General features: G+C 34.5%; 23 protein-coding genes and 1 tRNA gene. 5 read left to right on the top strand and 19 right to left on the bottom strand.

Going from position 1 to position 26,368, the window contains the following annotated elements; translation table 11 throughout:
• Positions 1-79: 79 nt before the first annotated feature.
• The 5 genes from JUD45_RS04000 to JUD45_RS03980 all read right to left on the bottom strand — a co-directional run bounded on the left by JUD45_RS04000 (position 80) and on the right by JUD45_RS03980 (position 5,873).
• A complete protein-coding gene (locus JUD45_RS04000; protein ID WP_203619715.1) occupies positions 80-775 on the bottom strand; it encodes a Bax inhibitor-1/YccA family protein in 696 nt (231 codons plus the stop codon).
• 72 nt (positions 776-847) lie between these two features.
• Positions 848-2,179: a UDP-N-acetylmuramate--L-alanine ligase gene (gene murC / locus JUD45_RS03995; RefSeq protein ID WP_034531212.1), complete on the bottom strand. Its 1,332-nt coding sequence runs from the start codon at positions 2,177-2,179 to the stop codon at positions 848-850.
• Positions 2,180-2,248: 69 nt separating this feature from the next.
• Positions 2,249-4,819, bottom strand: a complete 2,571-nt coding sequence (locus tag JUD45_RS03990; RefSeq protein WP_203619714.1) for a DNA translocase FtsK — start codon at positions 4,817-4,819, stop codon at positions 2,249-2,251.
• Positions 4,820-4,883: 64 nt separating this feature from the next.
• Positions 4,884-5,528 carry a YtpR family tRNA-binding protein gene (gene ytpR / locus JUD45_RS03985; RefSeq protein WP_203619713.1) on the bottom strand — a complete coding sequence of 215 codons (645 nt, stop codon included), beginning with the start codon at positions 5,526-5,528 and terminating at the stop codon, positions 4,884-4,886.
• 27 nt (positions 5,529-5,555) lie between these two features.
• Positions 5,556-5,873, bottom strand: a complete 318-nt coding sequence (locus JUD45_RS03980; protein WP_034531217.1) for a thioredoxin family protein — start codon at positions 5,871-5,873, stop codon at positions 5,556-5,558.
• A 288-nt stretch (positions 5,874-6,161) separates the two neighbouring features.
• On the opposite strand from JUD45_RS03980, the gene JUD45_RS07065 reads away from it, so the two are divergent.
• Positions 6,162-6,296 (top strand): hypothetical protein, encoded by a 135-nt coding sequence (locus JUD45_RS07065; RefSeq protein ID WP_263971962.1) that lies wholly within the window; start codon positions 6,162-6,164, stop codon positions 6,294-6,296.
• On the opposite strand, the gene trmB is transcribed toward JUD45_RS07065, so the two are convergent.
• From trmB to JUD45_RS03965, 3 genes are all read right to left on the bottom strand, one after another.
• Complete coding sequence (gene trmB, locus JUD45_RS03975) at positions 6,297-6,947, bottom strand: tRNA (guanosine(46)-N7)-methyltransferase TrmB (RefSeq protein ID WP_034531218.1); 651 nt, start codon at positions 6,945-6,947, stop codon at positions 6,297-6,299.
• A gap of 121 nt (positions 6,948-7,068) precedes the next feature.
• On the bottom strand, positions 7,069-8,280 hold the full coding sequence (locus JUD45_RS03970; RefSeq protein ID WP_203619712.1) for an ABC transporter permease: 1,212 nt from the start codon (positions 8,278-8,280) through the stop codon (positions 7,069-7,071).
• The gene (locus JUD45_RS03965; protein ID WP_203619711.1) at positions 8,273-9,010 is read right to left on the bottom strand and encodes an ABC transporter ATP-binding protein; all 738 of its coding nucleotides are present in this window, start codon (positions 9,008-9,010) and stop codon (positions 8,273-8,275) included. The genes JUD45_RS03970 and JUD45_RS03965 overlap by 8 nt, the downstream gene beginning before the upstream one ends.
• Positions 9,011-9,123: 113 nt before the next feature.
• On the opposite strand from JUD45_RS03965, the gene JUD45_RS03960 reads away from it, so the two are divergent.
• The 3 genes from JUD45_RS03960 to JUD45_RS03950 all read left to right on the top strand — a co-directional run bounded on the left by JUD45_RS03960 (position 9,124) and on the right by JUD45_RS03950 (position 10,855).
• Positions 9,124-9,552, top strand: a complete 429-nt coding sequence (locus tag JUD45_RS03960; protein ID WP_034531222.1) for an HIT family protein — start codon at positions 9,124-9,126, stop codon at positions 9,550-9,552.
• Between the two features lie 2 nt (positions 9,553-9,554).
• Entirely contained in the window at positions 9,555-9,866 is a 312-nt protein-coding gene (locus tag JUD45_RS03955) for a hypothetical protein (RefSeq protein ID WP_203619710.1), read from the top strand.
• Between the two features lie 104 nt (positions 9,867-9,970).
• Complete coding sequence (locus tag JUD45_RS03950; RefSeq protein ID WP_225434695.1) at positions 9,971-10,855, top strand: peptidylprolyl isomerase; 885 nt, start codon at positions 9,971-9,973, stop codon at positions 10,853-10,855.
• Positions 10,856-10,896: 41 nt separating this feature from the next.
• Here the strand turns inward: JUD45_RS03950 and JUD45_RS03945 are convergent, their stop codons facing one another.
• From JUD45_RS03945 to JUD45_RS03915, 7 genes are all read right to left on the bottom strand, one after another.
• Positions 10,897-13,389, bottom strand: a complete 2,493-nt coding sequence (locus tag JUD45_RS03945; protein ID WP_203619709.1) for an ATP-binding protein — start codon at positions 13,387-13,389, stop codon at positions 10,897-10,899.
• On the bottom strand, positions 13,379-14,566 hold the full coding sequence (locus JUD45_RS03940) for a metallophosphoesterase family protein (protein ID WP_203619708.1): 1,188 nt from the start codon (positions 14,564-14,566) through the stop codon (positions 13,379-13,381). Before JUD45_RS03940 ends, JUD45_RS03945 begins: the two co-directional genes overlap by 11 nt.
• Positions 14,567-14,641: 75 nt before the next feature.
• Complete coding sequence (locus tag JUD45_RS03935; protein WP_203619707.1) at positions 14,642-16,735, bottom strand: transglycosylase domain-containing protein; 2,094 nt, start codon at positions 16,733-16,735, stop codon at positions 14,642-14,644.
• Between the two features lie 113 nt (positions 16,736-16,848).
• On the bottom strand, positions 16,849-18,540 hold the full coding sequence (gene argS, locus JUD45_RS03930) for an arginine--tRNA ligase (RefSeq protein WP_203619706.1): 1,692 nt from the start codon (positions 18,538-18,540) through the stop codon (positions 16,849-16,851).
• Positions 18,541-18,789: 249 nt separating this feature from the next.
• Positions 18,790-18,860: transfer RNA gene (locus JUD45_RS03925), tRNA-Gly, on the bottom strand.
• A 47-nt stretch (positions 18,861-18,907) separates the two neighbouring features.
• Positions 18,908-19,132 carry a hypothetical protein gene (locus JUD45_RS03920; RefSeq protein ID WP_034531232.1) on the bottom strand — a complete coding sequence of 75 codons (225 nt, stop codon included), beginning with the start codon at positions 19,130-19,132 and terminating at the stop codon, positions 18,908-18,910.
• A 104-nt stretch (positions 19,133-19,236) separates the two neighbouring features.
• Positions 19,237-20,166, bottom strand: a complete 930-nt coding sequence (locus JUD45_RS03915; RefSeq protein WP_138726434.1) for an L-lactate dehydrogenase — start codon at positions 20,164-20,166, stop codon at positions 19,237-19,239.
• Between the two features lie 104 nt (positions 20,167-20,270).
• Between JUD45_RS03915 and JUD45_RS03910 the strand changes: the two genes are divergently transcribed.
• Entirely contained in the window at positions 20,271-20,609 is a 339-nt protein-coding gene (locus JUD45_RS03910; protein WP_190238333.1) for a DUF1516 family protein, read from the top strand.
• Between the two features lie 13 nt (positions 20,610-20,622).
• On the opposite strand, the gene JUD45_RS03905 is transcribed toward JUD45_RS03910, so the two are convergent.
• Genes JUD45_RS03905 through asnB form a run of 4 tightly spaced genes read right to left on the bottom strand, consistent with a single transcriptional unit; the run spans position 20,623 to position 26,050 of the window.
• Positions 20,623-21,342 (bottom strand): amino acid racemase, encoded by a 720-nt coding sequence (locus JUD45_RS03905; protein ID WP_138726432.1) that lies wholly within the window; start codon positions 21,340-21,342, stop codon positions 20,623-20,625.
• A 10-nt stretch (positions 21,343-21,352) separates the two neighbouring features.
• On the bottom strand, positions 21,353-22,603 hold the full coding sequence (locus JUD45_RS03900) for a carboxylate--amine ligase (RefSeq protein ID WP_308438516.1): 1,251 nt from the start codon (positions 22,601-22,603) through the stop codon (positions 21,353-21,355).
• Positions 22,596-24,134 (bottom strand): UDP-N-acetylmuramoyl-L-alanyl-D-glutamate--2,6-diaminopimelate ligase, encoded by a 1,539-nt coding sequence (locus tag JUD45_RS03895; protein WP_203619705.1) that lies wholly within the window; start codon positions 24,132-24,134, stop codon positions 22,596-22,598. The genes JUD45_RS03900 and JUD45_RS03895 overlap by 8 nt, the downstream gene beginning before the upstream one ends.
• Before the next feature lie 32 nt (positions 24,135-24,166).
• The gene (gene asnB / locus JUD45_RS03890) at positions 24,167-26,050 is read right to left on the bottom strand and encodes an asparagine synthase (glutamine-hydrolyzing) (protein WP_041152206.1); all 1,884 of its coding nucleotides are present in this window, start codon (positions 26,048-26,050) and stop codon (positions 24,167-24,169) included.
• Positions 26,051-26,368 lie beyond the last annotated feature (318 nt).

Genomic DNA, 26,368 nt, shown 5'->3' with positions numbered 1-26,368 from the left:
AATTTAATTTTAACATGCACGCATATTATATTATATAAAAAATAAAAAAGATGGTGTTGTATAAACACCATCTTTTTTATTATCTGTTATTGTCACCAATTCCAAAAATGCTTAATAAGTTTAAGAATAGGTTAATAAAGTCTAGGTATAAAACCATTGCTCCACTAATTGCTAATCCATTTTCAGATACTTCAGAACCATATTCATTGAATGATTCTTTAATCTTTTGACTGTCATAAGCAGTAAATGCTGTAAAGATAATAACAGCAATAAATGAAATGAATAGATCAAATAGTGGATTGTGTAAGAACATGTTAATGATACTTACGATGAATAAAGCAATCAATGCAGCCATTGCTTGTGTACCAATCTTATCTAAGCTCTTCTTTGTAGTAAGACCAATGAATGCCATTACAGCAAAATCAATGGTTGTTGTAAAGAATGCTTCGGCAATAGCAGTTGAACTAAATGCCATAAATACATATGAGAATAGTCCACCAGTTAATGCTGAGAAAATCAATAGCATAATAAATCCAGCAAAGGCATTACGCATAGCCATTGATTGAGTAGCAAAAGCTAGCACAAACCATAGAATAAAACCAATTAATGCTGGGAAACCGCTAAAAACAATGTGTAGAGTTCCACCAACAATGTAAGCAACAATTCCAGAAATTAATACTGAAAGAGTCATCCATCCATATGTTTTAGTTAAAAATCTGTTCATACCGAATGCATCGTTTACTAAACGACGTCCAGCTTGATCATAGTTATTCATAATATCTATAAGCCCTCCTTGTTTACGATGTGTTAGAAGTATTCTACCAGAATCGTAAGAAACTACAAGTGTTTAATTCATGTTATTTGTTACATCATTCAACAAGTTTTCGTAGATTCTTTCGTACTTTTGAATATCTCCAGCACCCATGAATACAACAACAGCGTCATGATATTCAAGTAATGGTGACATGTTCTCGGCTTCAATTAAGCCACCATTCTTAGTAATCTTGTTTGCTAAGTCAGCACTTGAAATCTTACCTGATTTTTCACGTGGTGAGCTGTAAATCTTAGTGATGTATACGTCATCAGCCTTGTTTAGGCTCTTAGCGAAATCATCTAGGTAAGCGATTGTACGACTAAATGTGTGTGGTTGGAATACCGCAATAATCTTTTTGTTTGGGTATTCTTGTCTTGCAGCATCAATGGTTGCGTCAATTTCTGATGGATGATGAGCATAGTCATCAATAATAGTCATGTCAGCAACTTTTCTTTGTGCAAAACGTCTCTTAACACCCTTGAAAGTTTCTAGTTCACGTTGAACTTCATCTAGGTTGTCGTGTTCGAAGTATGAAACAGCGATAACTGCTAATGCGTTTAACACGTTGTGTTCACCATATAAGTGAATTTGGAAATGACCTAGTTTCTTACCCTTGTATTCAACATCAAATTCTGAACCTGAAGTGCTCTTAACGACGTTAACAGCTCTAAAGTCATCGTCTTCTCTAGTACCGTAGTAATAGATTGGAACATCAGCTTTAATGTCTCTTAGGTTTTCATCGTCACCCCAAGCAAATATACCCTTCTTTGTTTGGTTAGCAAATGTTTGGAATGCACTCTTAACATCTTCGATTCCTGTATAGTAATCAGGATGATCGAAGTCAATGTTAGTCATGATTGCATAGTCTGGACTAGTTGCTAAGAAGTGACGACGGTATTCATCAGCTTCATATGCAAAGAATCTAGCATTTGGAACACCTTTACCTGTACCATCACCAATAAGGTAATCAGTAGGCGCAATTCCTGATAATACGTGGGCCAATAGACCGGTAGTACTTGTCTTACCATGGGCACCACAAACACCAATACTAGTGTGTCCTTTAATCATTTCACCTAGGAATTCATGGTATCTAAATACTGGTAATCCCATTTCTCTTGCTTTTTTAATTTCAGGTTGATCATCTGTAAATGAATTTCCTGCAATTACAGTTAAACCTTCTTTAATATTATCTACGTTAAAAGGAAGTACTTTAATTCCTGCTTGTTCTAGACCAACTTGAGTAAATGTGTATTTATCAATGTCTGAACCTTGTACTTCATATCCTCTATCTTTAAGGATTCTTGCCATTGCCGACATTCCTGTACCTTTAACACCGACAAAGTGATATATTTTCTTTGCATCCATAATTAAATGCTCCTTTTATCTCTCATTAATCTTATAATATCAGATTTGAGCTGATATGGCGCCCATTTTTTAAATATTTAACTTTTTGTAATCACTTTCGGTTAAATATACGTCTCTCGGTTTGGAGCCATGTTGACCTGATACATAATTATGCTTCTCTAACTCGTCAATCAAACTGGCAGCTCGATTGTATCCGATTGAGAAGACTCTTTGTAGTTTTGATGTAGATACTGTTTCTTCATTGGAAATGTATTCCAAAACATCTGGCATCAATTCATCTTGTTGTTCAACTTGATTTACACTCTTCAGCAATGAATCAGGTTGGAAAGCATACTTAGGTTCACCCTGCTTTCTAACTTCATCGGTTACTCGTTCAATTTCATCGTTAGTAACAAATGTACCTTGTAAACGAGCAGATTGACTTGCTCCATTCCCTAAGTACAACATATCACCTTTTCCAAGTAATCGTTCAGCACCAGCAGTATCAATAATGGTTCTAGAATCAACTTGACTGGATACCATGAAGGCAACACGGGTTGGAATATTGTTCTTGATTGTACCAGTAATAATATCAACACTAGGTCTTTGAGTAGCAACAATCAAATGAATCCCTGCCGCTCTGGCCTTTTGTGTAATTCTAACGATGTAGTCTTGAACTTCGTTAGAAGCGACCATCATCAAATCGGCCAACTCATCGATAACAATCAAAATGTAAGGCATCTTCTTGGTGTATTCACCGGCTTGTTCAGCCATTTGATTGAATTGTTCAATGTTTCTTGCCCCTGCTGCAGCAAGCTTTTCGTATCTTTCATCCATTTCCTTAACAGACCATTTCAAAGCTGCAGAAGCTTGTTTTGGATCTGAAATAACTGGTGAAAGTAAGTGTGGCAATTTATCATAAGGAGCCATTTCAACGGCCTTAGGATCAATTAGAATCATCTTTAATTGTGCAGGAGTTGCCTTGTATAGTAGTGAAATTAATAAACTATTTAAGAACACACTCTTCCCTGAACCGGTTGCCCCGGCAATCAAACCATGAGGCATCTTGCTCAAGTCTGTCATTTGAGGTTTACCTGTTAGATCCACCCCTAAAGCAACAGTAAGTGGCTTATCTGTCTTTTCAAATTGTGGAGTATCCAATACTTCGGACAATCTAACCGGTCTTGGTTTTGGATTTGGAATTTCAATACCTACAGTCGTCTTTCCAGGAATTGGTGCTTCAATTCTGATGTCCTTAGCAGCTAATGCTAGTTTCAAGTCATCCGTTAGGTTAGTAATCTTACTTACCTTAACCCCTAGTTGAAGCTTAATTTGGAATTGTGTAACTGTTGGTCCATTGGTCCAATCAACAACGTTTGCATCCACATTAAAAGCACGGAGTGTTTCATCCAAGATTTCCGCTTGATTTTCAATCCAATCATCCATCGAATCATCTTCAAATTCATCTGATGGTTCCAATAAATTCATAGATGGGAATTGGTACCCCTTGTCATCGTAGTCAGCAGATACACTTTCATCATGATGATATTCTTCCTCAGGTGCATCATCTTCTTCTGCAACGCTGGATTGTGATACTGGACGGTCATTAAAGATAGACAAGTCTTTTTGCACGTTTTGCTCTTGATTTAAGATTGATGCTAAAGAATGACCTAGTCCATGATTTCCAATATTTCTCTTTTCTTCTTGTGTTTTTTCGACCTGTTCATTATTGCCATCACCACTTGTTTCAGTTGATGTTTCATCAATTTCGGCACTTTCCTCTCCATTGTCTGAAACATAGTAATCAGATGAAACAAATTGGGTAGCATCTCCATCGACTGATGAATTATTTACCTCAGCATGTGAAGAGAGAACATCGTCACTATCTGAAGTAGCATAATTATCACTATCAGATTCATCATCGTAATAGTCATGAGTTTGAGTGTCATCTTCATTATCGTTTTCTGATTCTGAGTCTAGTTGATTATCAGCATCATGATTTACCATCCCCATAAACTTATCAAATGAAGACTGATTAGATGAACTACTTTGTTCAGCAATTTGTGAAACTTCATTACTAGAAGTATCAGTCGCATCAGCAACAGTGTCGTTTACAGAGGTTGATTCACTATCAGCAACAACTGTTTCCTGAGCTTCCGCTTCGCTTTCAGCGGCCTTACTTCTATCAATGTAAGGTGTTGAATATGGTTCAGCTTCTATGTCATTAAATTGTTCGATTGATTGTTTATCAACTGCATCAGCTTGACTAGTTGCAATTGATTCGTCTTCAGAAGTGTTAATTTCTTCTCGATCTAAATCAATAGCTCCAGTATCATCACTTGTCATACCAATTAATTCATCATTGTGACGATCAAGTTGATTCATAATTTTTCTAAATTTGCTAGAAGTTTCATTTTGGTAGAATTGAACTTTCGAGCCGCCGGTTGAATTGTGACTTGGCTTAAAAGCTGCTGCTCTTTTAGCAATTGGATTGTCTCTGTTAAGTAGAAGATAATCTTCAGAATTATTATTTTGTCTTACAGTTGCATCTCTATTAGTTCGGGATTCACTTTTATTAGACTTATTATTATGTTTTAATTCATTGTTCTTACCTAAAACGTTATATTTACGGTAAAAAGCAGGTCCGTCATAGTGTTCCATTCAAGCGTCATCCTTAATCTAAAAATTTATGTATAAAGGAGATTACAAATCCCCTATTGTTTTATTATTTTGAAAATAATGTGTCAGCTTTCTCAAAATCAAAAGATTCTCCAACTTCTTGGTAATCGTTAGGTAAAATCAAAGCACCTGGTCTTTGTGGTGCATTTGGAATTAATAGTTCACGACCTGAACAAATCATTCCGTTACTTTCTTCACCCTTCAATTCACCCGGCCAAATAATTAGTCCATCAGGCATCATTGCACCAACTTTGGCAACAACAACCTTAATGTCTTCTTGCATGTTTGGAGAACCACTAACGATTTGTAGTGTCTTACCATCATTAATTTCAGTTTCAGTAATCTTTAGGTGGTCAGACTTAGGATGTTCTTTAACAGATTTTACATATCCCACAACAAACTTTGGATCATTATCTAATTCAATAGTGTCCTTAATTCCATTATCAGATAATGACTTGTTTAAGGCATCTAAATCTTCTTGAGTTAATGTAACTTCACCGTTTACGTCTTTTAGACGTGGTAGTACTTCAGAAGCGTTAGTAAAGTTAAAACCAGTAACGTGGTCGTTTTCTGAATCAGAAATTCTGACAACATCACCAATTTGTTCTACCTTTTGTTCTTTGGCATCTTCATCCAAGATGACAACTAAAATGTCACCAGTTTGTTTTGGGTTATAACTTGCAATTAACATTAAATCTTACCTTCCACATATTAATTATTATAGAGAATCGATAAATTCTTCTACTTGTTTCTTTGTTTTTCTGTCTTTATTTACATAACGGCCAATTTCTTCACCGTTTTCGAATGCAACAAAGCTTGGAATACCAAAAATTGCTAAATCAGCAGCTAAATCAATGTTTTGATCACGATCAACTGCGATAAATTTGTAATCTGGGTATTCTGCTTCGATTTCTGGCATTGCTGGCTTGATAAATGAGCAATCTGGGCACCAGTCAGCTGAGAAGAATAGCATGTACTTGCCATCGCTAACAGTCTTCTTTAATTCATCTAAGTTCATTGTTGGTAATTGTTCCATGTTTATTCACTCCAATTATTTTTTCTTTATTATAACTTATTTCTTGCTATTTTCGATGCAGTTTGATTATAAATTTGAATGTAATATAATGTATCCTATACAAAAAGGATGTGATATATCATTAAGTCTAAAAACGCAATCGTTTCAACCCTTGCCATTGGAGTTATCGGCACTAGTGTTTTAGTTGCTAAAAAAATCAAGCAAGAAAGACACATCAAAAAAATTAACCTACAAATAACTCACGCTAAAAATACTTTAAACAAAAGTAAAGTTTATGGTAGCTGGGTTATGAAAAAGAATAACAATAAAGATTACGTTGGTGCTATCAACGTTTTAGAAAACGATGAAATAATTGAACGATACTTTGAAATTAATTCTAACTATCAATTCAAATGGATTAATGAACTTCAAGAAGGCTATTAATTAGTCTTCTTTTTTGTTGAAGTAAGCAACAATCTTGTAGATTGGGCCTTTGCTACTAAACTTGTGTTCATATTCAGTTTCAACATTGTCTTCCATGTATTCACTATTGTGTAAATCAAGTGATAGTAAATCAAAGTACATTCCGTAATTATTGAAAGTAATTACTGAGTATTCAAATAAGCCACGGTTATCAGTCTTGAAAACGACAGGAGCGTCTTCTTTTAGAATTGTCTTGTAACTATCCAAGAATGTTGGTGAAGTAAGTCTTCTCTTAGCATGACGCTTCTTTGGCCATGGATCTGAGAAGTTTAGGTAAACTGTATCAATTTCATGCTTACCGAAGAAGGTATCAACACCAGCACCATCGGTATGAACTAATTGTAGGTTTGGTAAATCAGCTTCAACTACCTTTTTTAAAGCAATTGCGATAACTGTCTTTTGGATTTCGATACCTAAAAAGTTAACTTCAGGATGTTTTTTGGCCATTTCAACGATGAATTGACCCTTTCCTGTTCCAATTTCAATATGAATTGGTTGTTCTTTTTCAAAACGTTGTGACCATTTGCCAATCCAGTTTTCAGGATCAGTCACAATATATTTTTGGTTATCTTTGATATAACCGTCTGCCCATGGCTTATTTCTAACTCTCACGAATTATCCTCCTCATAAAAAATAGCCAAAACCAAGGTTTTGACTAATTAAATCTGCCAAATGTTCTATTTTTATTCTGTTACCTATTTTACTGGCTTTTTAATAGCTACGTCAAGCAACATCAATAATTTGAACTGGCTTTTTTTATTTTCTTTGGTACATATATTTTAATCAATAAAATCCATTCAATAACTAACGCCAAGAATAACATTAACGATCCTAATAAATTAAACATGAAGATTGAACCAATCATCAATACGATAACCACTAAAATCATTATCTTGCCAATCACATCTGTAAACGACTTCACTTGTTGATCAAAATTAATTGGATACAACGATGTAAAAACATTATCCTCAAAGTTAGTAAAGTATGGAATCAGTTGAAACACAATCAAATACATAAATAGCAATGCAATTAAAATGGCCATCCATTCTAATTTAATTGCCCCAATAATGATTGCCCCTAGAACAGAAACCCGGGCCAATAAACCACTAATTTCCTTATCTCTAACTATTCCTCTTGAATATAGGACTGAATAAACATCATCATTGAACATCTTGAACACTGGATCAAGATATCCGCGTCTCTTAACTGCTCCTTGCATGTTTTCAACATCTGTAAACATATTGAAGAAGCGATTAAGTCTGTTTTCATGACTTTCCGTCTTTTCGATAACAACTTGCCAATCAATGCTTTGTTGTTTGAGTTTGGCAACTAGCAAATGCGATAAAATCAACATCATTATACCAATTACCACACCCACATAAACATTAATATAAGTGGCTAAAGCAACAACAACCAACGGAACAATCACGCGGTAGAATACTTTATTGTTCAAAAGATTACCGTTGTGATGGTAGTTGTCAATCATTTGAAAGTTTAAAATCATCATTTTTAAGACAACCATGATTACTAAAAACATTAAAATCAAAGCAATGTTAGTAGTAACCATCGCCTTTTCAATAAATGGAATCATGACAAACCATGCCACAATTTGAACAATGATTGCCAAAGACTTCGAGTATCTTAATCCGCTGCGTAGGAAAGCAAAGAATTCTTTTTCTTTTGGTAGCCAGAAAACAAAGTCGGCTCTTTTTACAAAAGTGACCAAATTATTTAGTTGCATAACAACTAATAAGACAACCACTAAGACTAGTTGTTCCCACCATTTTCCTGCTTGAAGATTCTTAATAAACATCGCATATTGATAGCCAATTCCACCAATGATAAACATTAATGCAATCACAAAAAAGTCATTAAATACATATCTTAAATACTTAGACATTTGCGTAAAATGGGATTGCAAACGCTGATTAAAAAGACTATTCATTAGCTTCTTCCTTTGCAAGCTTCAAGTAAATATCATTTAAGGAACTATCTTTGCTACCAAATTCTGCTTGTAGCTTTTGAATATTTCCTTCTGTTCTGATTTGCCCATTGTGAATCAAAACAAAACGATCACAAAATCTTTCAGCCGTATCTAATACGTGGGTAGACATTAAGATGCTGCTACCCTTTTTCTTTTGTTCTTCAATTAAATTAAGCAGGTCATTTACTGCGACCGGATCCAATCCTAAGAATGGTTCATCAATGACGAATAGTTTTGCATTAGTGATAAACGCACAAAGAATCATCACTTTTTGACGCATCCCCTTCGAGAAATTAACGGGGAACCATTCAAGCTTATTTTCTAATCTAAACATCTTTAGCATTTTATTAGCATCTTCCCATGCAGCTTGTTCATCTAGGTCATAAGCCCTAATGGTAGTTTCAATATGTTCTTTTAAATTTAGTTCTTTATATAAAACCGGGAATTCCGGAATATATGCAATTTGCTTTTTATATTCTTCGATATCATCTTGCATTGCGATTCCATTAATCTTAATTGATCCAGAAAATGGTCTTAACAATCCAATGGCATGGTTGATTGTGGTTGACTTCCCTGCACCATTCAAACCGATTAATCCGACTAACTCGCCGTCTTTTACGTCAAATGACACATCTTTTAGGACTGGAATTCGTGAGTATCCACCCACTAAATTATCCACTTTTAATGACACGGAATATCACCCCTATGAAATTTATTAAAGTCAATTATATCACAAGTTCCTTTAAGCTTAATTTATGTTAATATGTATATAATCACAGTAATATCAAAGAAAGGAAGAATAATATGAGTGATTGTGTATTCTGCAAAATAATTGATGGTGAAATCCCAAGTTACACTATTTACGAAGATGAATATGTGAAAGCTTTCTTGGACATTTCACAAGCTACACCTGGTCACACTTTAGTTGTGCCAAAAAAACATGTTGCTAATATCTACGAATATGATGAAAAACTTGCTGAACAAGTATTTTCAAGAATTCCTAAGATTGCTAGAGCGATTCAAAAATCAGCTCCAGATATTCTAGGAATGAACATCGTAAATAACAACGGTGAATTGGCATATCAATCTGTGTTCCATTCACATTTCCACCTTATTCCTAGATATAGTGAAAACGATGGCTTCTCTATGAGCTTTCAAGACAACTCAGATAAGTACAATGAAGAGGCTTTTGAACAAATTAAAGCAAATATTATTAGTTCATTGGAGGAATAAGCATGATTAAATCAATGCTAAAGCTACTGGGATTATCTGCAGCTGGTTTGGGCGCTTATCTAGTTGTTACTAAACGTGATCCAAAAGAATTGGCCAACAGTATTTATTCATCTACTAAAGATAAAATCAATGGCGTTTCTAACGTTTTAGATCAAAAAAGTAAGCTAACTGCTAACATTTCCAAATTACAGGATGAGGTTAGCAAGTCAAAGCCCACTATTGAAGCTATGCAAAGAGATATTGATGGATATCAATTCAAAATCAATCCGCACGTAGATTTAATTAACCAAAGAATTAATAATATCACCAAATAAATTTAAAAATTTCTTAAGTTTTTTTGTGATAGAATTTACTATGTGTTAACGTAAAACTATCAGTTAATGATAGATAAAATAAAGAAATGGATGTGTATTACATTATGAATAAAAAAGTTCTAGTTGGACTTGCCGGTGCATTACTAAGTGTTTCATTAGTTGCCTGTGGTGATAAGACTGTTGCCGTTACTAACGGTGGTAAGATTACCCAAAGCGAATACTACAGCAGCATGAAGAACACTTCAAACGGTAAACAAGTTCTACAACAAATGATTTTAGACAAGGTATTGAACAAGGAATATGGTAACAAGGTTTCTTCATCAGAAGTAAACGCTCAATACAACCAATACAAGAGTCAATACGGTTCAGAATTTGAAACTTTACTTGAACAACAAGGTTTAACTACTACTAGTTTCAAGAACCAACTAAAATCAAACCTACTTCTAAAGGCTGCAGTTAGAGCTAACATTTCATACTCTACAGCTGACCTAAAGAAACAATTCAAGAGCTACGAACCAAAGGTTACTGTTAACGAAATTTTAGTATCTGACAAGAAGACTGCTGAAAAAGTTATCTCAGAACTTAAAGATGGTAAGAAGTTCTCAGATCTTGCTAAGAAGTACTCAAAAGACACTTCAAACAAGAACAAGTCAGGTCGTGTAACTCCATTTGATAACACTGACTCAAGCATCGATTCAGCATTTAGAAAAGCTGCTTACAAGCTATCAAACGGCGAATACACTAAGACACCTGTTAAGACTCAATACGGATACCAAATCATCCAAATGGTTAACCACCCTAAGAAGGGTTCATACAATGACCACATCAATGATTTAAAGGATCAAATCGCTACTTCTAAGTTAAGCGACAGCACTACTCTAAAGAGCGTTGTAACTAAGGTTCTTAAGAATGGTGGAGTTGAAATTAAGGATAAGGACTTACAAAACATCCTATCATCATACTTAACTAGCTCATCAAGCAGCAAATAATAGTTAAATAAAAAAGACTCCGGAATTTTCCGGAGTCTTTTTTAGTACTCATTTAAATTTAGCACTGATTTGTCATCTACTAGTTTTAAAATATCAGAATCACAAGTAACATAAATCACCTGCATTGATTCGCTGATATTATCTAATAGCTTAATTGCATTACCTGTTCGTTGTTGATCGAATTCAGTTAATCCATCATCGATGATTAATGGTAAACGATAGTCCCTACCAAATACCACAGAAAGTGACAGAATCAAGGCTAGGTAAAGTTGTTCAATTGTTCCTCTAGATAGTTCTCCAGCATCAAATTGAACCTTATCATCCCTAGTCACCTTTAACTTACTCTTGTAGTAAGTAATTCCTGTATATCTGTTATCGGTCAAGATTGCAAAGAATTCTTTTGCCTTGGACTCGAACAACGGAATTCTATCAGCAGTTGCAATGTTTAATGACTCATCAATCCAGGAGTTAGCAAGTTTCATGCTCATCCATTGATCAACCATTTCATTGATTTCTGCTTCTAGGTTACTTTGCTTTTGCACTAGTTCGTTGTAGGTTCCATCAGCAATAACGTGTTTCAATTGAATGTTTAAGCTTTCTAATTGTTGAGATGCATTTAGTAATGATTGTTTTTCAGTAGTCATTGCTTCATCTGCTGAATTCAATTGATTGTCCAATTCAAATAAATCATTAAAGGTATCTAGAGCCTTTACATCGTCATCGGTAATTTGATCCTTAACGTTCTGTAGTTGAGCTGCTTTAATTGAATGACTTCTTTGTTGTTCCACAATTTCTTTAAATTCATCGCCATTCTCGACTTTTCTAGTATTCAAGAATTCAGAGTAATCCCTCTTATACTGAATTTGTTTATCTATTAAGGATGATTTTTGTTGTAAGTAGTTTTGCAATTGATTATTGTTTCGTAGATTAATTGCATTTTCTTCATTCATCTTATTTAGATAAGTACGAATTTGTGAAAGTTGATTATCAAATGAATCATTAATGTTAAGGCCACTAAACACTCGTTGCCATTCAGAAAAGTATTCTTTTAGACCTTCATTTAGTTGATTCATTTCTTCTTCATACTTAGCCTTTTGATTATTATCTTTAGTCTTACGAGCTAAGTACTTTTGTTCTGATAACCAATCATCAACATTTTCAGCATTAAAGGAGTATTCATTACCATAATCTACTAATTGACTATTTAATGTGTCACGTTCTTGATTAGAATTACTATCTTCGTTTTTCTTGAACTTAACGGATCCGGTATAAATTCCACTGAGCAATAATACAATAATTCCAACCAGTTTTAATGCTCCTGGTAATACGGTAAGCATTGCAATTCCAATAACTACACCAATTAGACCAATGATAGAAAAACTATTAGATGGCTTTTGCTTTCTTGTTTGAAGTTCAGAAAGTTGTTGTTTAATGCCTTCGATTGAAACAATATCATCCCTGCTAGCAACAACTTGTTGACTATCTTGGCGATTAATTTCGTTAATCATTGATCGGTTAACACTTAACTGATTGATTTGTTCATTAACTTTGTAGAATGATTGAACTAGTTTATCAATTTCAGTCTTGTATTCATTAAACTTCTTCAAATCATCATCGTTATTCATCGAACCGTTCAATTGGTTAATTGATTTTTCGATACTATCAATTTGTTGATTGATTAAGAATAGTTGATTGGTTAATTCATTAAATTGTTTAACATCGTCATCAAAGAATCCATCTTTAAATTCAAACTTATCTCGCTTTAAAGATGAAAGTTGTTGATACACTGGCCAAACCTGTTTGAAATGATTTAATTGAGTCAGTTTCTTTTCTAACTCACTAACCTTTTGCTTAGATTGATTAATGGATGCTTCTAAAGCATTCTTTTGACTAATCAATTGGTTGTAATCATTTAAACTATTCTTGCTTTCAGCAATCTTGTCCAATAAATCGTCGTATTCTTTAAGCTTTTGATTCAAAGGTGGCTTACGTCCGGTTGGAGCATATAAGTCCTTTGCTTCTTTATCAAACTTGTCTCTTAGCTCTAACCATTGATCACTTCCGACAAAGCCAACTTTTTGAATCCGACTAACTAACTCATTTTTACTCAACTTAGAGATTTGTTTAATGTCTAAGTCACCAAAATAGAATAGTTGTTCAAAGGTATCTCGATCAATTGGTCCTAAAATCTTTTCTAGAATGTCATTTGAGGTTTGCATATCATTATCGATATCGTAAATTGATAGCTCTCCACCGTGGGTTCCAGCAATTCTAGTCAAAATAAAGTGACGATTGTCATCGGTGGTAATTGTCAGTTTTCCACCATATGATTTAGTATCTCGTGGAATATATTGTTCATACGCACTTCCACGTCCGTCGACATAACCAAACAAAATACCTTCAATCAAGCTTAATAATGTTGTTTTACCTGCTTCATTGTTACCAAATATGATTTGTAGGTTGTCATCATTAAAATCAAAGGATACGTCGTGCCATTTACCGTAACCAAGCACTTCTAACTTATTAATCTTCATCCGTATCCTCCTTTCCACCTAGCAGCTTCATTTTTGTTTGTTCCATTAAATCTTCTTTGGAGTCATCCAAATGTTGTGCAATAAAATCATACTTACGTAACGATTTAGAAACTGAACTGATTTCATCTTCAGAGAACACTTTTGCTTGTGCCTCATCCCAAATATCTTGGTCAATTGATGACATCTTTTGGTCATTGCTCAATCTTACATTAATTTCATAAATCCATGCATTTAATTGTTCATAATCCTTACTTAGCGCATTGATAACTCGATATTCTAAGTCCTGTCTTTGACCATCAGAAACTGGGTTATTAAAGATAAGGTTCAAACTAATCAATTGCATGTTTTCAAACTTATTGCCCATCAAAACTTGTAATATGTGATTTTTGGCACTTTCAACATCAACAAAATCCATATTTAAATCAAGAGTTAACCAATCAATTAATGATGTGGCATGGAATGTTGCTTTCATCTTTCCACTTTCATCATCAACTAGTAGGTATCCCTTATCGCCTGGTTCGTTCTTATGTCTTCCCTGAATATTACCAGAATAAAATACCAATGGGCTTTCGTTTAGTTGTTGGCGTTTATGAATATGACCTAATGCCCAATAGTCATATTTCTTACTTATAAGGTCTTCTAATGAGAATGGAGCATAATGATCCCCTGTTTGTTCCAAACCACCGTGTAGCATCCCTATTTGCACGTCTACATCATTTTTTACTGGATATTCATCAATTTTTTTATCTGTAATCCATTTATTAGCATAACTAAAACCGGTAATGGCAATCTTCTTACCATCTAGAGTAAATGTTTTGGTTTCAACTTCATTACCAAAGACATGAACGTTATCAGGAAACGATACAGATTCTTTTTGCATATCAAAATAATCATGATTTCCGTAAATCATGTATACATCGATATTGTGTTCATTTAGTTTCTGCATTTGTGATTGAAAGAAATCATAAGTCTTAGGGGTTTGATTGTCTCGATCAAACAAGTCACCGGCCAATAATACGAAATCAACTTCGTATTCGATGGCATCATTTACGATTCTTTCAAAAGATTTGAAAGTAGAATCATATATTTGTTTCCATAATCCATTTGGAGTTTCATCATTCTTCAAACCCTTAAACGGGCTCTCTAAATGTAAATCAGCGGCATGAATAAATTTCAATTTAACTACTCCTTTAACTAAAAACGTCGTATCACTTAATAACAATGATACGACGTTTTATATTAATTGGTCAATTTAGTCTCCAACAAATTTTTTGGCATCATTCCACCAATTATTTGCGTTCTTCTTTAAATTGTCCCAGCCTTTTCCAAGGCTCTTAGATACTTTGTTTGCGCCATCAGAAACGCTATCCCAGAAACTAGAACCTGAAGAACTATTAGCCTTCTTTTCTTGTGAATCCATATAAGCGGCATCTTTAACGCTGAAATTATTATTACCTGTAGTTGGTAATATTTGTTGTAATTCTGTCTTAAATAATGGACCAACACCGGTACCACTTAAATTCTCTAAGTGATGTCCAGCATTTGTATTATCAAAACCTTCCCAAGTAGCAACAACAACCTTAGGAGTGTATCCAATAATCCACTTATCTCTTGTGGCATCTGAGTCACCCGTGTTATCGGCTTCAGTACTACCAGTCTTACCGGCAATTGAGTATCCACTTGGTTTTGCGGATGCCCCGGTACCATTATCGAATACGCCTAGCATCATACTAGTCATCTTATTTGCAACTTCCTTTGACATGACATTCTTGGAAGTAACTGATTCATTATTCACAATTACATTTCCAGATGAATCAACAATCTTTCTAATGTAATGAGGTGTAGTCATATTACCTTCATTTGCAAACGCAGTGTATGCTCCAGCCATTTGTTGAGGCGATACACCAGTTGATAGACCACCTAATGCTAAAGCAAGGTTTTTATCCTTCTTTTGTACAGGTAATCCAAACGACTTAACTGACTCGTATCCTTTTTCTACACCAATCTTGTGAAGCAACCATACAGCCGGCGCATTCATACTTTGTGCTAATGCAGTGTACATAGGAACTGTTCCAGTATATACATTGTTGTAATTTTCCGGTGTGTACTTATTAGAACCATATGATGTCTTCTTATTTTGAAGCATATCGTTATAATTGTAGCCGTTTTCCAACGCCGGAGTATATACAGCTAGTGGTTTAATGGTTGATCCTGGTTGACGCTTAATCTGTGTTGCACGATTATATCCACGGAATACATGTTGGCCACGTCCACCAACCACAGCGGTTACCCCACCGGTACTTGGATCCAAAGCAATTGAAGCTGCTTGGACCTTAGTACCATCAGAAGCATTGCTTGGGAAATTACTATCATTTGCGAAGTCATCTTGCATGCTGTTTTGTTGATCCTGATTTAGCGTAGTGTAAATCTTGTATCCTCTATTCATGATGTCTGATTCAGACAATCCATATTTATTAATTGCTTCATCAATTACAGCATCAAAGTAGTATGGATACTTATAACCATCCTTGTATTGGTAAGTGTTTTTTACCTGAATTGGCGTCTTCTTTAGTTTGTTTGCCTCAGATTGACTAATCTTATTATTATCAGCCATTAGTTGCAAAACAACATTTCTTCTATCTAACGCTAATTTAGGATGATCAACAGGATTGTATGCACTTGGATTGGTCAACATACCGGCGATAACAGCCGCATCTTGTACAGGTAAATCCTTAGCATTCATCCCGAAATAACGTCTTGATGCATCTTCAACACCGTAAACACCATTACCGAAATAAGAATTATTCATATACATAGTTAAAATTTGATTTTTACTATATACGTTTTCAACTTGGATTGATAAGAATAATTCTTTTAACTTTCTACTAAATGTTTGTTGTTGAGTTAAATAAGCATTCTTAACCAATTGTTGTGTTAAAGTACTTCCTCCACCACTAATGTAGTCACGACGCATAATTTTATTCTTGACCATTAATAGCATCGCACGACCAAATCCTTTAACAGAAAAACCGTGTTCCTTGTAGAAGTTTCTATCTTCAGTCGATAAAATCGCATTCGGAATGTTTGGAGATATATTCTTAAATCCAACATAAGTTCCTTTTTGAGAATAGATTTTACCAGCCTTTTTATTATTGCCATCATATATTACGGTAGATTGCTCCAAAGATGACTGTAAATCTTGAACATGAGTAGTCTTTGCAATGATTGTGCAGTAGGCACTCATTACAAAAAACATCAATAAAAACATTACGATAATCCAACGTGTTAGTTGGTATCGGTGCCATAATTTTTTAAAAGCACTTTTTGGTTTTTTATCATTTTTCATCTAGTATGATTACTCCTTCACTGATGATGATATTAATACTATTTTAACCCAAATTAACTATAATGGGTAAAATAAAAAACAGATTTAACTAATTGTTAAACCTGTTTTTTTAATTACATTTCGTCAGGAGCCTTAACACCAAGTAATCTTAGTGATTCTTTTAGGACGATTGATACTGATTTAACTAAGGCTAAACGAGCATCTCTTTGGTCATCATCATCTAAAATCTTAGTGTGAGCATAGTACTTGTTAAATGATTTAGCAAGTCTTAATGAGTACTTAGCGATAACTGAAGGTTCAAATTCATCACAAGCCATCTTAACTCTTGCTGGGAAATCATTTAGTAACTTAATAACGTTCCATGATTCTGCATCGTTAAGCTTCTTGTCAACGTTTGAAAAGTCAATGTCACCAGCTTTACGTAAGATACTTTCGGCACGTGCACGAGCGTATTGTACGTATGGTCCAGTTTCACCTTCAAAACGTAATTGATCTTCTAAGTTAAAGTCAATGTTGTTAATTTTTTCATTCTTCAAGTCACCGAAGACGATGGCACCAACACCAACTTCTTTAGCAACTTCTTCTTTGTTAGGAAGATCTGGGTTCTTTTCAGCAATTTGTTTCTTAGCAATTGCAATTGATTCGTTCAATACTTCGTCCAATAGGATAATACGACCTGAACGAGTTGATAACTTCTTACCATTTACAGTAATTAGACCAAATGGAATATGGTGTAGGTTCTTAGCTGAAGGAACACCCATTTCCATTAATACAGCCTTCAATTGCTTGAAGTAGTAAGTTTGTTCTGAACCAACAACGTATAGGTTCATAGCTGGATGGTAAGTTTGGTCACGGTAAATTGCAGTTGCAATATCTCTGGTGATGTATAGTGAAGCACCATCACTCTTCAAGATTAAAGCAGGGTTTAAATCGTATTTTTGTAAATCAACGATTGTAGCACCTTGTGACTTACTCAATAGACCTTTTTCTTGTAGTGAATCAACAACATCTTGTAGCTTGTCATTGTAGAAAGCTTCACCATTGTAAGTATCAAAAGTAATACCTAGCTTGTCGTAAATTTCACCAAAGGCTTCAAGTGACACTTCTCTAAACCATTTCCATAGTTTGGTTGCTTGTTCATCACCATTTTCAAGCTTTCTGAACCAATCTCTAGCAACATCGTCTAGTTCAGGTTGTTCCTTATCAATTTTGTGGAACTTAACGTAGTACTTAACTAAGTTATTGATAGGATCTTTTTTAACGTCTTCTTCGTTACCCCACATTAGGTATGCTGTAATTAACTTACCAAATTGAGTTCCCCAGTCACCCAAGTGGTTATCCTTAATTGGGTTGTAACCATTTTTACGAAGGATTTCGGCAACAGAATTACCAATAACAGTAGATCTTAAGTGACCCATTGAAATAGGCTTGGCAATATTAGGTGAAGACATATCGATGGTCACGTTACCACCCTTACCATCTTCGTTTTGACCATAGTTTTCCTTTTGGTCTAATACAGCTGATAATACATCTTCACTGAAGTTTGACTTATCTAAGAAGAAGTTAACGTAAGGTCCAGCAGCTTCAACATGGTCAAATGAACTTTGATCAATCTTTTCTACTACATCAGCAGCAATTTGTTGAGGAGCCTTTCTAAACTTTTTAGCTAAAATAAATGTAGGGAAAGCTAAATCACCCATTTTTGAATCTTTAGGTCTTTCAATTTTTGGTAGAATGTCTTCTACAGATAGTTCGTTGTCTAATGCTTTAGAAAGAGCATTAGCAACTAATTCTTTGTTTTCCATTATCCAAAACCTCCATAAATATATAAAAAGTCCCTTACAATATTAATAATTGTAAGAGACGGAATAACCCGCGGTACCACTCTATTTGATATAAAATATCCGCTTTATTATTTAATTAATCATAATTCTAAAAAGTGCGAATTCAACATACCCTAATCATCGGCTCTCACCAAATCCGACGTCGCTTGTTAATGGAATATGTCTACTAGTCTTTTATTATCGAACAGTATCTGTCGGTTTACGCGACAAAGCGGGTAACGGGAATCGGACCCGCGACCTGAGCTTGGGAAGCTCATATTTTACCACTAAACTATACCCGCAGATACAAAAAACATTATATCACACGTTACAATTTTTGGTAAGTTTGTTAAGCTGTTTTTTTCTTTGATGGTTTAGCAACTTTCTTGCTAACAACCGCACGCTTATTATATTCATTAACGACGATGCCATCTTCTTCATGGTGTTCGTCGATAAAGACCATTACTGAATTTTCATATACTTTTTCAATTGTTCCAGCAAAGTCATGTTTTAAATAACCGAATCTAGGTGCAGAAACGTGGTCGCCAATTTGTAATTCTTTTGGTTCAGCCATCTTTTTGCCTCCTTAATAAAAAATAACGCGATATTGATAATATCAAAACGCGTTATTAATATCAAGGCTTTTTTTAGAAAATATTAATCTCTCCTAATTACTGATTAATCGCTGATTTCACGAGTTTTTTGATTAATATAATCTGCTGAAGCTTGAAGTTGCTTTTGTTCCTTTTCTGGAAGATCTAAATCAATTTGTTTTTCAATTCCATTTCGTCCAACAATTGCTGGATAAGATAAGTATGTACCGTATTCTTCACGGTAGTTAGAAACTGCTAATTCTGTCTTAGCATCTTGTAAAACAATTTCAGCTAACTTAACAGCTGATGCTGAGATAGCAAAATTAGTGTATCCCTTACCACTATGAACAGTAAATCCACCCATACGAGCATCATTATCGATTTCATCTAGGTCGATATTATATTTTTCAGCGTATTCGAAAATACTCTTATCAAATACTTGAACAGTTGACCATGCAGTAAATTGAGAATTACCATGTTCACCTAAGTTATAACCAATTACTGAACGAGGATCAATATTAAGTTTTGCAGCAACTGCCCTCTTCATTCTTGCTGAATCAAGCAATGTACCTGTTCCAATAACACGTTCCTTTGCAAATCCAGTTTCACGTTGATATAAGGAGGTAATGACGTCATTTGGATTAGTAATTACAATGATAATCCCATGAAAGCCAGACTCTTTAATGTGTTTAGCAACATCTTTAACTTCCTCAACATTTGCCGTTAATTCAGCAAAGCGGTCATGTTTATCCTTATTAGCATTAATTAATTCCATATGACCAACAGCTGAAATGATAACATCAGCATCAGCTAAGCTGGCATAGTTATTAACTTCAATATTTGTATGAAACTTAAGGTTAGACATTGCATCCCTAAAATCTAAGGCATCTGAATTAACCTTTGCTTCATTATGATCAATCATCACCAAATCATCAGCGATTCCAGAAACGACAATATGATGAGCAACTGCTGCACCAACGTTTCCGTCTCCAATAATACCAATTTTTCTTGTCATAAAACATACCTCCTTTAACGTTGTTGTTATTCTATCACTCTAATAATTTAATTCAAGTTTAATTATAATTATTTATGATAAAATACATTTTAGGAGGAGATATCATGTGGGCTAGCTTAACACTAATAATGTTATTTATTTATATAGCAGTAACCATAATTGGTATTACCAGAATATCAGTAAAAAGAGTCATTCAATGGTTAATTGCTAGTCGAATAATATATATATTAATACTAATTACCCAAATCGTTATCACCATTCGAGTTTCGGATCATCGTTTCTACACCGCAATATTTGCTGATGTATTAGCCGTCCTACTTGGTGGTCTAACAGAATTAAACTATACAAACAAACAACAAAATCACCTTATTAACTTCAATGTAATTAGCCTAATCGTAGTTATTTTAGCTTTGATTGGCATCACCATCTATAATGTAATATAAAAAAGACATCGAATTATTCGATGTCTTTTTCTCTGTTCTTTAAAGCTAATTCAATTGAACGGTCAACTAAGACTGATTGAGCATCAATCACTGGGTAATCATGATCTGAAGCACGTTCTTCGGCCACAGATAATTCTGTACAACCCAAAATGATTACGTCACAATCCATCTCGTTTTTCATTTCATCTAAGATGTGATGGTATAGTTCTTTGTTAACTTTATTTTGTTCTTTGACATACTTGTATATCAAATCCATTGTTTCTTCTTGAATATGCTCAGTTGGTTTTACGATTTGGTATCCAGCATTTTGCACTTCAGTATCGTAAATACCATCGAAAATGGTTCCCTTGGTAGCAATCAAACCAATTCTCTTGGCATTAGGATACACATTACTAATTTCAGCAACTGCTTCTTTTGGCATATGCAAAATTGGCACGTTAGTTGCTGACTGTAATTCATCAAAGAAGAAATGAGCAGTGTTACAAGGAATCACAAAAAAATCAGGATTTAATTGTGATTGTTGCTTAATGTCTTCCTTCAGTGGAATCAATGGGTTTGGTTTAGTATTGTCTAAAATGTAATTGGTTCTGTCTGGGACAGTCGCATGATTTACAAGGATATAATTTAAATATTCCTGATCATTACTAGCTGGTGTTCGTTGATTCAATAAATGAATATAACTTTCGGTAGCTTCTGTTCCCATTCCACCAATAATTGAAAAGAAATGTCTCATTTTATCATCCCTATTTTTCGCTAAAGTAACGTTTGAAGTTCTTAGCGTAGTTATGCTTAATCCAAACGTCTAATAACCAACGCTTAAAGCTCTTGTCACGGTTATACCAGAAAGTAGTACCGTATTGGCCTTTCTTAATTAATTGAAGTGCAAATTCTTTGTCTGCGTTGTCCTTAGCATATTTCTTGAAGACCCCTTCGCCAACACCTAACCATAGGTAGCGATTGTCTTTGTTTTCATTAGCGTAAACAGTTTCTTTATCTGATAAGTCATCGAATGCGTAATCTCTAACGACCCAATCAGCTAAGTTGTAGCCATTTAAACTAACGAAGAAACTACTTCTACCTTGTCTCAAGTTAATTTCAAATAGTTTGAAAGTATTATCTCGAGTATCATATTTCATATCAAAGTTAGCGTAACCAACATAGTTAATCTTTTCTAAGAATCCTTGAACCATTGAATATAGTTTTTCATTATATTCTGGAAGGATAGCTACATAATTACCGATAGCTGCTGGTGATGGGTCTTCCAATAATGGATGGCCTAAACACATCATCTTAACTTTGTGGTTCTTGTCAACGTATGCATTTAAAGTACGCATATTACTATCATCACCAGGAATGAAGTCTTGAAGAATCAAATCTGAAGTATATCCATTGGTATAAATCTTTTCAATTATATCTTCAAACTCATCTTGTGATTCAATAATGAATGCTTTTTTTCTGCCTTCGAAGTGAACATCCAACCATTCAACACTGTTGGTAGGTTTTAATGCGACTGGATAACCAAATGGTTGTTCAATCTTTGTATCACTTTCAAAGTCATTCTTAGAAATAATCTTTGTCTTTGGATATGGCAAATCGTATTCTTCACATAACTTATAGAAGTTTTCTTTACTGTTTAATTTCTTGATTAAGTCATAATCAACGTATGGACAAACGAAGACATCTTCTAATTCATTCTTATGTTTTGAAATTAATTCAGCATAACCATCACCACAACCAATTAAGATAACTGGTTCTTTGTGTGATGCATATTCCTTCTTAAGTTCTTTCATTGATTCAATCCATTTTGGATCTTCACTAAAGCCATCAATCAAAGTTAAGTCAACAATTTTTGTAAAACGTGTAGGTGCAAGTGCTTGTTCAGCGTATGCCTTCACGGGTTTTCTGTATTTTTCGTATAATGAACGAGCCATTCCATAAGCATTGAAATCACTACCTAATAGAACAACTGTAAAATTAGATTCTAAATTACTCATTATCTATCCCTCTCAAAACATTTTGTACCACGACGGGATCTGTTTCGTATGGAGTATCTACGCCGTTGATTTTTTGGTAAGGATCTCTTCCTTTACCAGCAACTACTATCATAGCATTATTATCACCGGCGTGAATAGCCTTTTTAATAGCCATTTTTCTGTCTAGTTCAATATGAACATCAACTTTATCATGATTAATGTACGAATCTATTTCGTTAATAATGTCCTTTGGATCTTCAAAGGCTGGATCATCAGAAGTTAAAAATGCGATATCTGCACTTTCGGTTAGAGCTTTTCCAAAACCTTCTCTACGATCTAGTCCCTTGTTACCAGGACTTCCTACTACCACGATTACTTTGCCATCAGGATTATTACTCTTCAAGAATCCTAATAGTGCATGCATACTAGCGTAGTTATGGGCATAATCAACGTAAATTGTACCGTTGTTCTTGGATTTGTATGATTCCATTCTTCCTGGAACAAATACATCCTTCAATCCCTTTTTGGCATCAGAAGAACTAGCGTTATCCAAGGCAGCTGCGATAATTGCAGACATTGCATTAGATTCGTTATAATCTCCGACAACTCCAATCTTGTAGTCATCTTCGACATTCATCTTCTTAGCTTTTTCACTATTAGCAACTACTCTAATTTCATTGCTATCGATTGTGTCTGAGATGCTTGAGAAGTTGAAATCAATTTGGACATCTTTAAATTCTTTTTTATCTCTACTAAATAGATAAATTTTATCTGGTTCAGTAGTTGCTTTAGCTGCTTCATAGACATCTAACATATAATCTGTGTCTGCATCAATAATGCAATGTGTGGAATTAACCATTAGTTGTTCCTTGCAATGTAGATAGTCAGCAAATGTTGGATGTTCGTTTGGACCAATATGATCCGGTGAAATGTTTAAGAAAATTCCCACATCAAAATGAAGTCCGTAGACTCTTAACTTTTTGTATGCCTGTGATGAAACTTCCATTACTAAACTAGTCATTCCATTATCCACTGCTTGTCTCATGTAGTTAAAGATATCTAATGATTCAGGAGTGGTTAAATGTGACTTAAAACGTTGTGATGGTTCGTTTCCAACAACAGTATCAATTGTAGAAATCAATGCTGTTTTATTGTCATTGGTGTTATCTAAAATACTTTTAGCAAAGTAAGAAGATGTTGTCTTCCCCTTAGTCCCGGTATAAGCAATAACAAACAAATCATTTTGAGGATAGCAGTAAAAGGCAGCGCCTACTAGAGACATTGCCTTTTGCACGTTATTCACAATGATTTGAGTTAAGCCATTACCTTCATCATACTTTTGTTCGGCAACGTAACCTGTAGCCCCCATTTTCTTAGCCATCGCTAAGTATTCGGGTTTAAAGTTACCCTTACAAAAGAACAATGTATTTGGTTTAACATTTCTGGAATCGTAAGTTACTTCATCAAATGAAACATCCTCACCTGATACAATTTCTTGTATTAGTCCATGTTCAGTTAATATTGTCTTTATTTCATCAATTCCAAGAGCCATTGTTTTTACTTCCTTATATCAAGATTTAAAAATTATGCTTGTAGTTGTACCTTGTTAATAGTATCAGCATTTGTATCTTCTGGGAAGTATACTTCATACCATAGAATAAATAGGTAAGGTGTCATAATCTTTTGCATGCTTGATTTACCTTCATCGTGTTCCTTTAGAATTCTTAACAATTCATCAGTGTTAAAGAACTTTTCAGCAACATCAGAAGTAAATGCTCTTACAATTCTTTCATGGAACTTAGGTTCTCTGATCCATGATGCAATTGGTGATGGGAAACCAAGTTTTTCCTTCATAGCAACCTTATCAGGTAATGCACGTTCAGCTGCCTTACGAAGTGAAATCTTAGTACCTTCTTTATTAATACGAGTCTTAATTGGCATTGTTGCAGCGAATTCAGCAACCTTCTTATCAACCAATGGAGTTCTAACTTCAAGAGAGTTAGCCATACTCATACGGTCAGCCTTTTGTAGAATATCAAATGGTAACCATGCATTGATGTCAAAGTATTGCATTTGAGTCATTTCGTCTTTGTCAGCTACTTCATCAAAAATGTATTTTGAGTATGCACCTGAATCAACGTTCAATGATGGGTCCTTCAATAACTTGTTTCTGTCATCGTAGTTGTATACGTAGTTAACACGATAGTATCTTTCACTCAATGGTTGAGCACCACGAATTAAGAAACGACGACCGTGGAAACGAGGCATCTTAGTAGCCATCTTAGCTAATGCACTACGGATAAATCCAGGAACGTATTTTTGATATCTTTCAAATGGAATTGCTTCTAGGTAAGTGTTGTAACCACCAAAGAATTCATCGGCACCTTCACCAGATAGAGCAACCTTAACTTCTTTACTAGTACCTTGAGCTAAGTAGAATAATTGAATAGCTGATGGATTTGAAAGTGGTTCATCCATGTAGTACATCATAGTTGGTAAGAAATCAAAGTAGTCATCACCAGTAATCTTGATTGGTGTGTTCTTTTGACCGATTTGTTGAGCAAAATCTGTTGACCATGATAATTCACTGAACTTAGAATCATTGAACCCAAGTGAGAATGACTTAATTGGTTTTAATTTTGAAGCTTCATTTAAAACGTAACTTGAGTCAACACCACTTGATAGGAAACTACCAACTTCAACGTCAGCAATCATGTGGGCCTTTACAGAATCCTTAACGATTGCTTCAATCTTCTTGGCGTCTTCTTCAACTGTTTGTGATTCATCAATGTGATCGTAGTTGAACTTGTAATATCTGTGTGTTTCAGTCTTCTTTTCATCGATGTGGTGAATGAAGTAAGTACCAGGCATTACTTTGTAAACGTTCTTGAACATTGTTTCTGCTGATGGAATAAATTCAAAACTTAAGTGAATTGGTAGAAGTTTTAGGTTTAATTCCTTCTTGAATGCAGGATTTGATAAGAATGCTTTTAATTCAGAACCGTACATAAATGCGTCGCCATCGTCGTAGTAGTATAGTGGCTTGATTCCGAAATGATCACGTGCACCGAAGATTTCGTTGTTAGCACTGTCATAAATAACAAATGCGTACATACCACGAAGTTTATCCAATAGTTTTGGACCCCATGCTTCGTATCCACGAATTAGAACTTCTGAGTCAACGTCAGTTTCAAATTCCCAACCTTCAGAAATTAATTCATCTCTAATTTCTTGGTAGTTGTAAATTTCACCGTTAAAGGTTAATACTTTCTTCTTATCTTTACTGTATAGTGGTTGGCCACCGTGAGCTAAGTCAATAATTGATAGACGACGGAATCCCATTGATACTTTATCGTCTTGGAAATACTTTTCATCATCAGGGCCACGATGCTTAATTCGATTAGCCATCTTTTCAATGGTGTCGTTAGGCACATCTTTATGATTTACATATCCACAAAATCCACACATAAGTTTTATTCCCCTTTGTTTTTTTAATGTATTAATAATTTTTAGTTACTTTTTAATCGTACTTATTTTATTGTAACAAAATATTCAGATTTTAGGCCATAAAAATAGCAATTTAATCATTGATACAAATTTATATAGTACACAAACTAATATTATTAAGTATAATCATATCTACTCTTCTGTCCAGTGAAATCGTCTAAAAAGCGCTATAAATTTATATAAAACAAAAAGACGCTGATAAGTGAACTGAACCCCTTGAGTTGGAGAAATCTAACCTAAGGGGTTCTTTTATGTTTTCTAAAGAATTAAAATTAGCTG

The organism is Apilactobacillus nanyangensis (assembly GCF_016861915.1).
In the GTDB taxonomy this organism is placed as follows: Bacteria; Bacillota; Bacilli; order Lactobacillales; family Lactobacillaceae; genus Apilactobacillus; species Apilactobacillus nanyangensis.
This window is presented reverse-complemented; position numbering and strand designations above follow the sequence as displayed.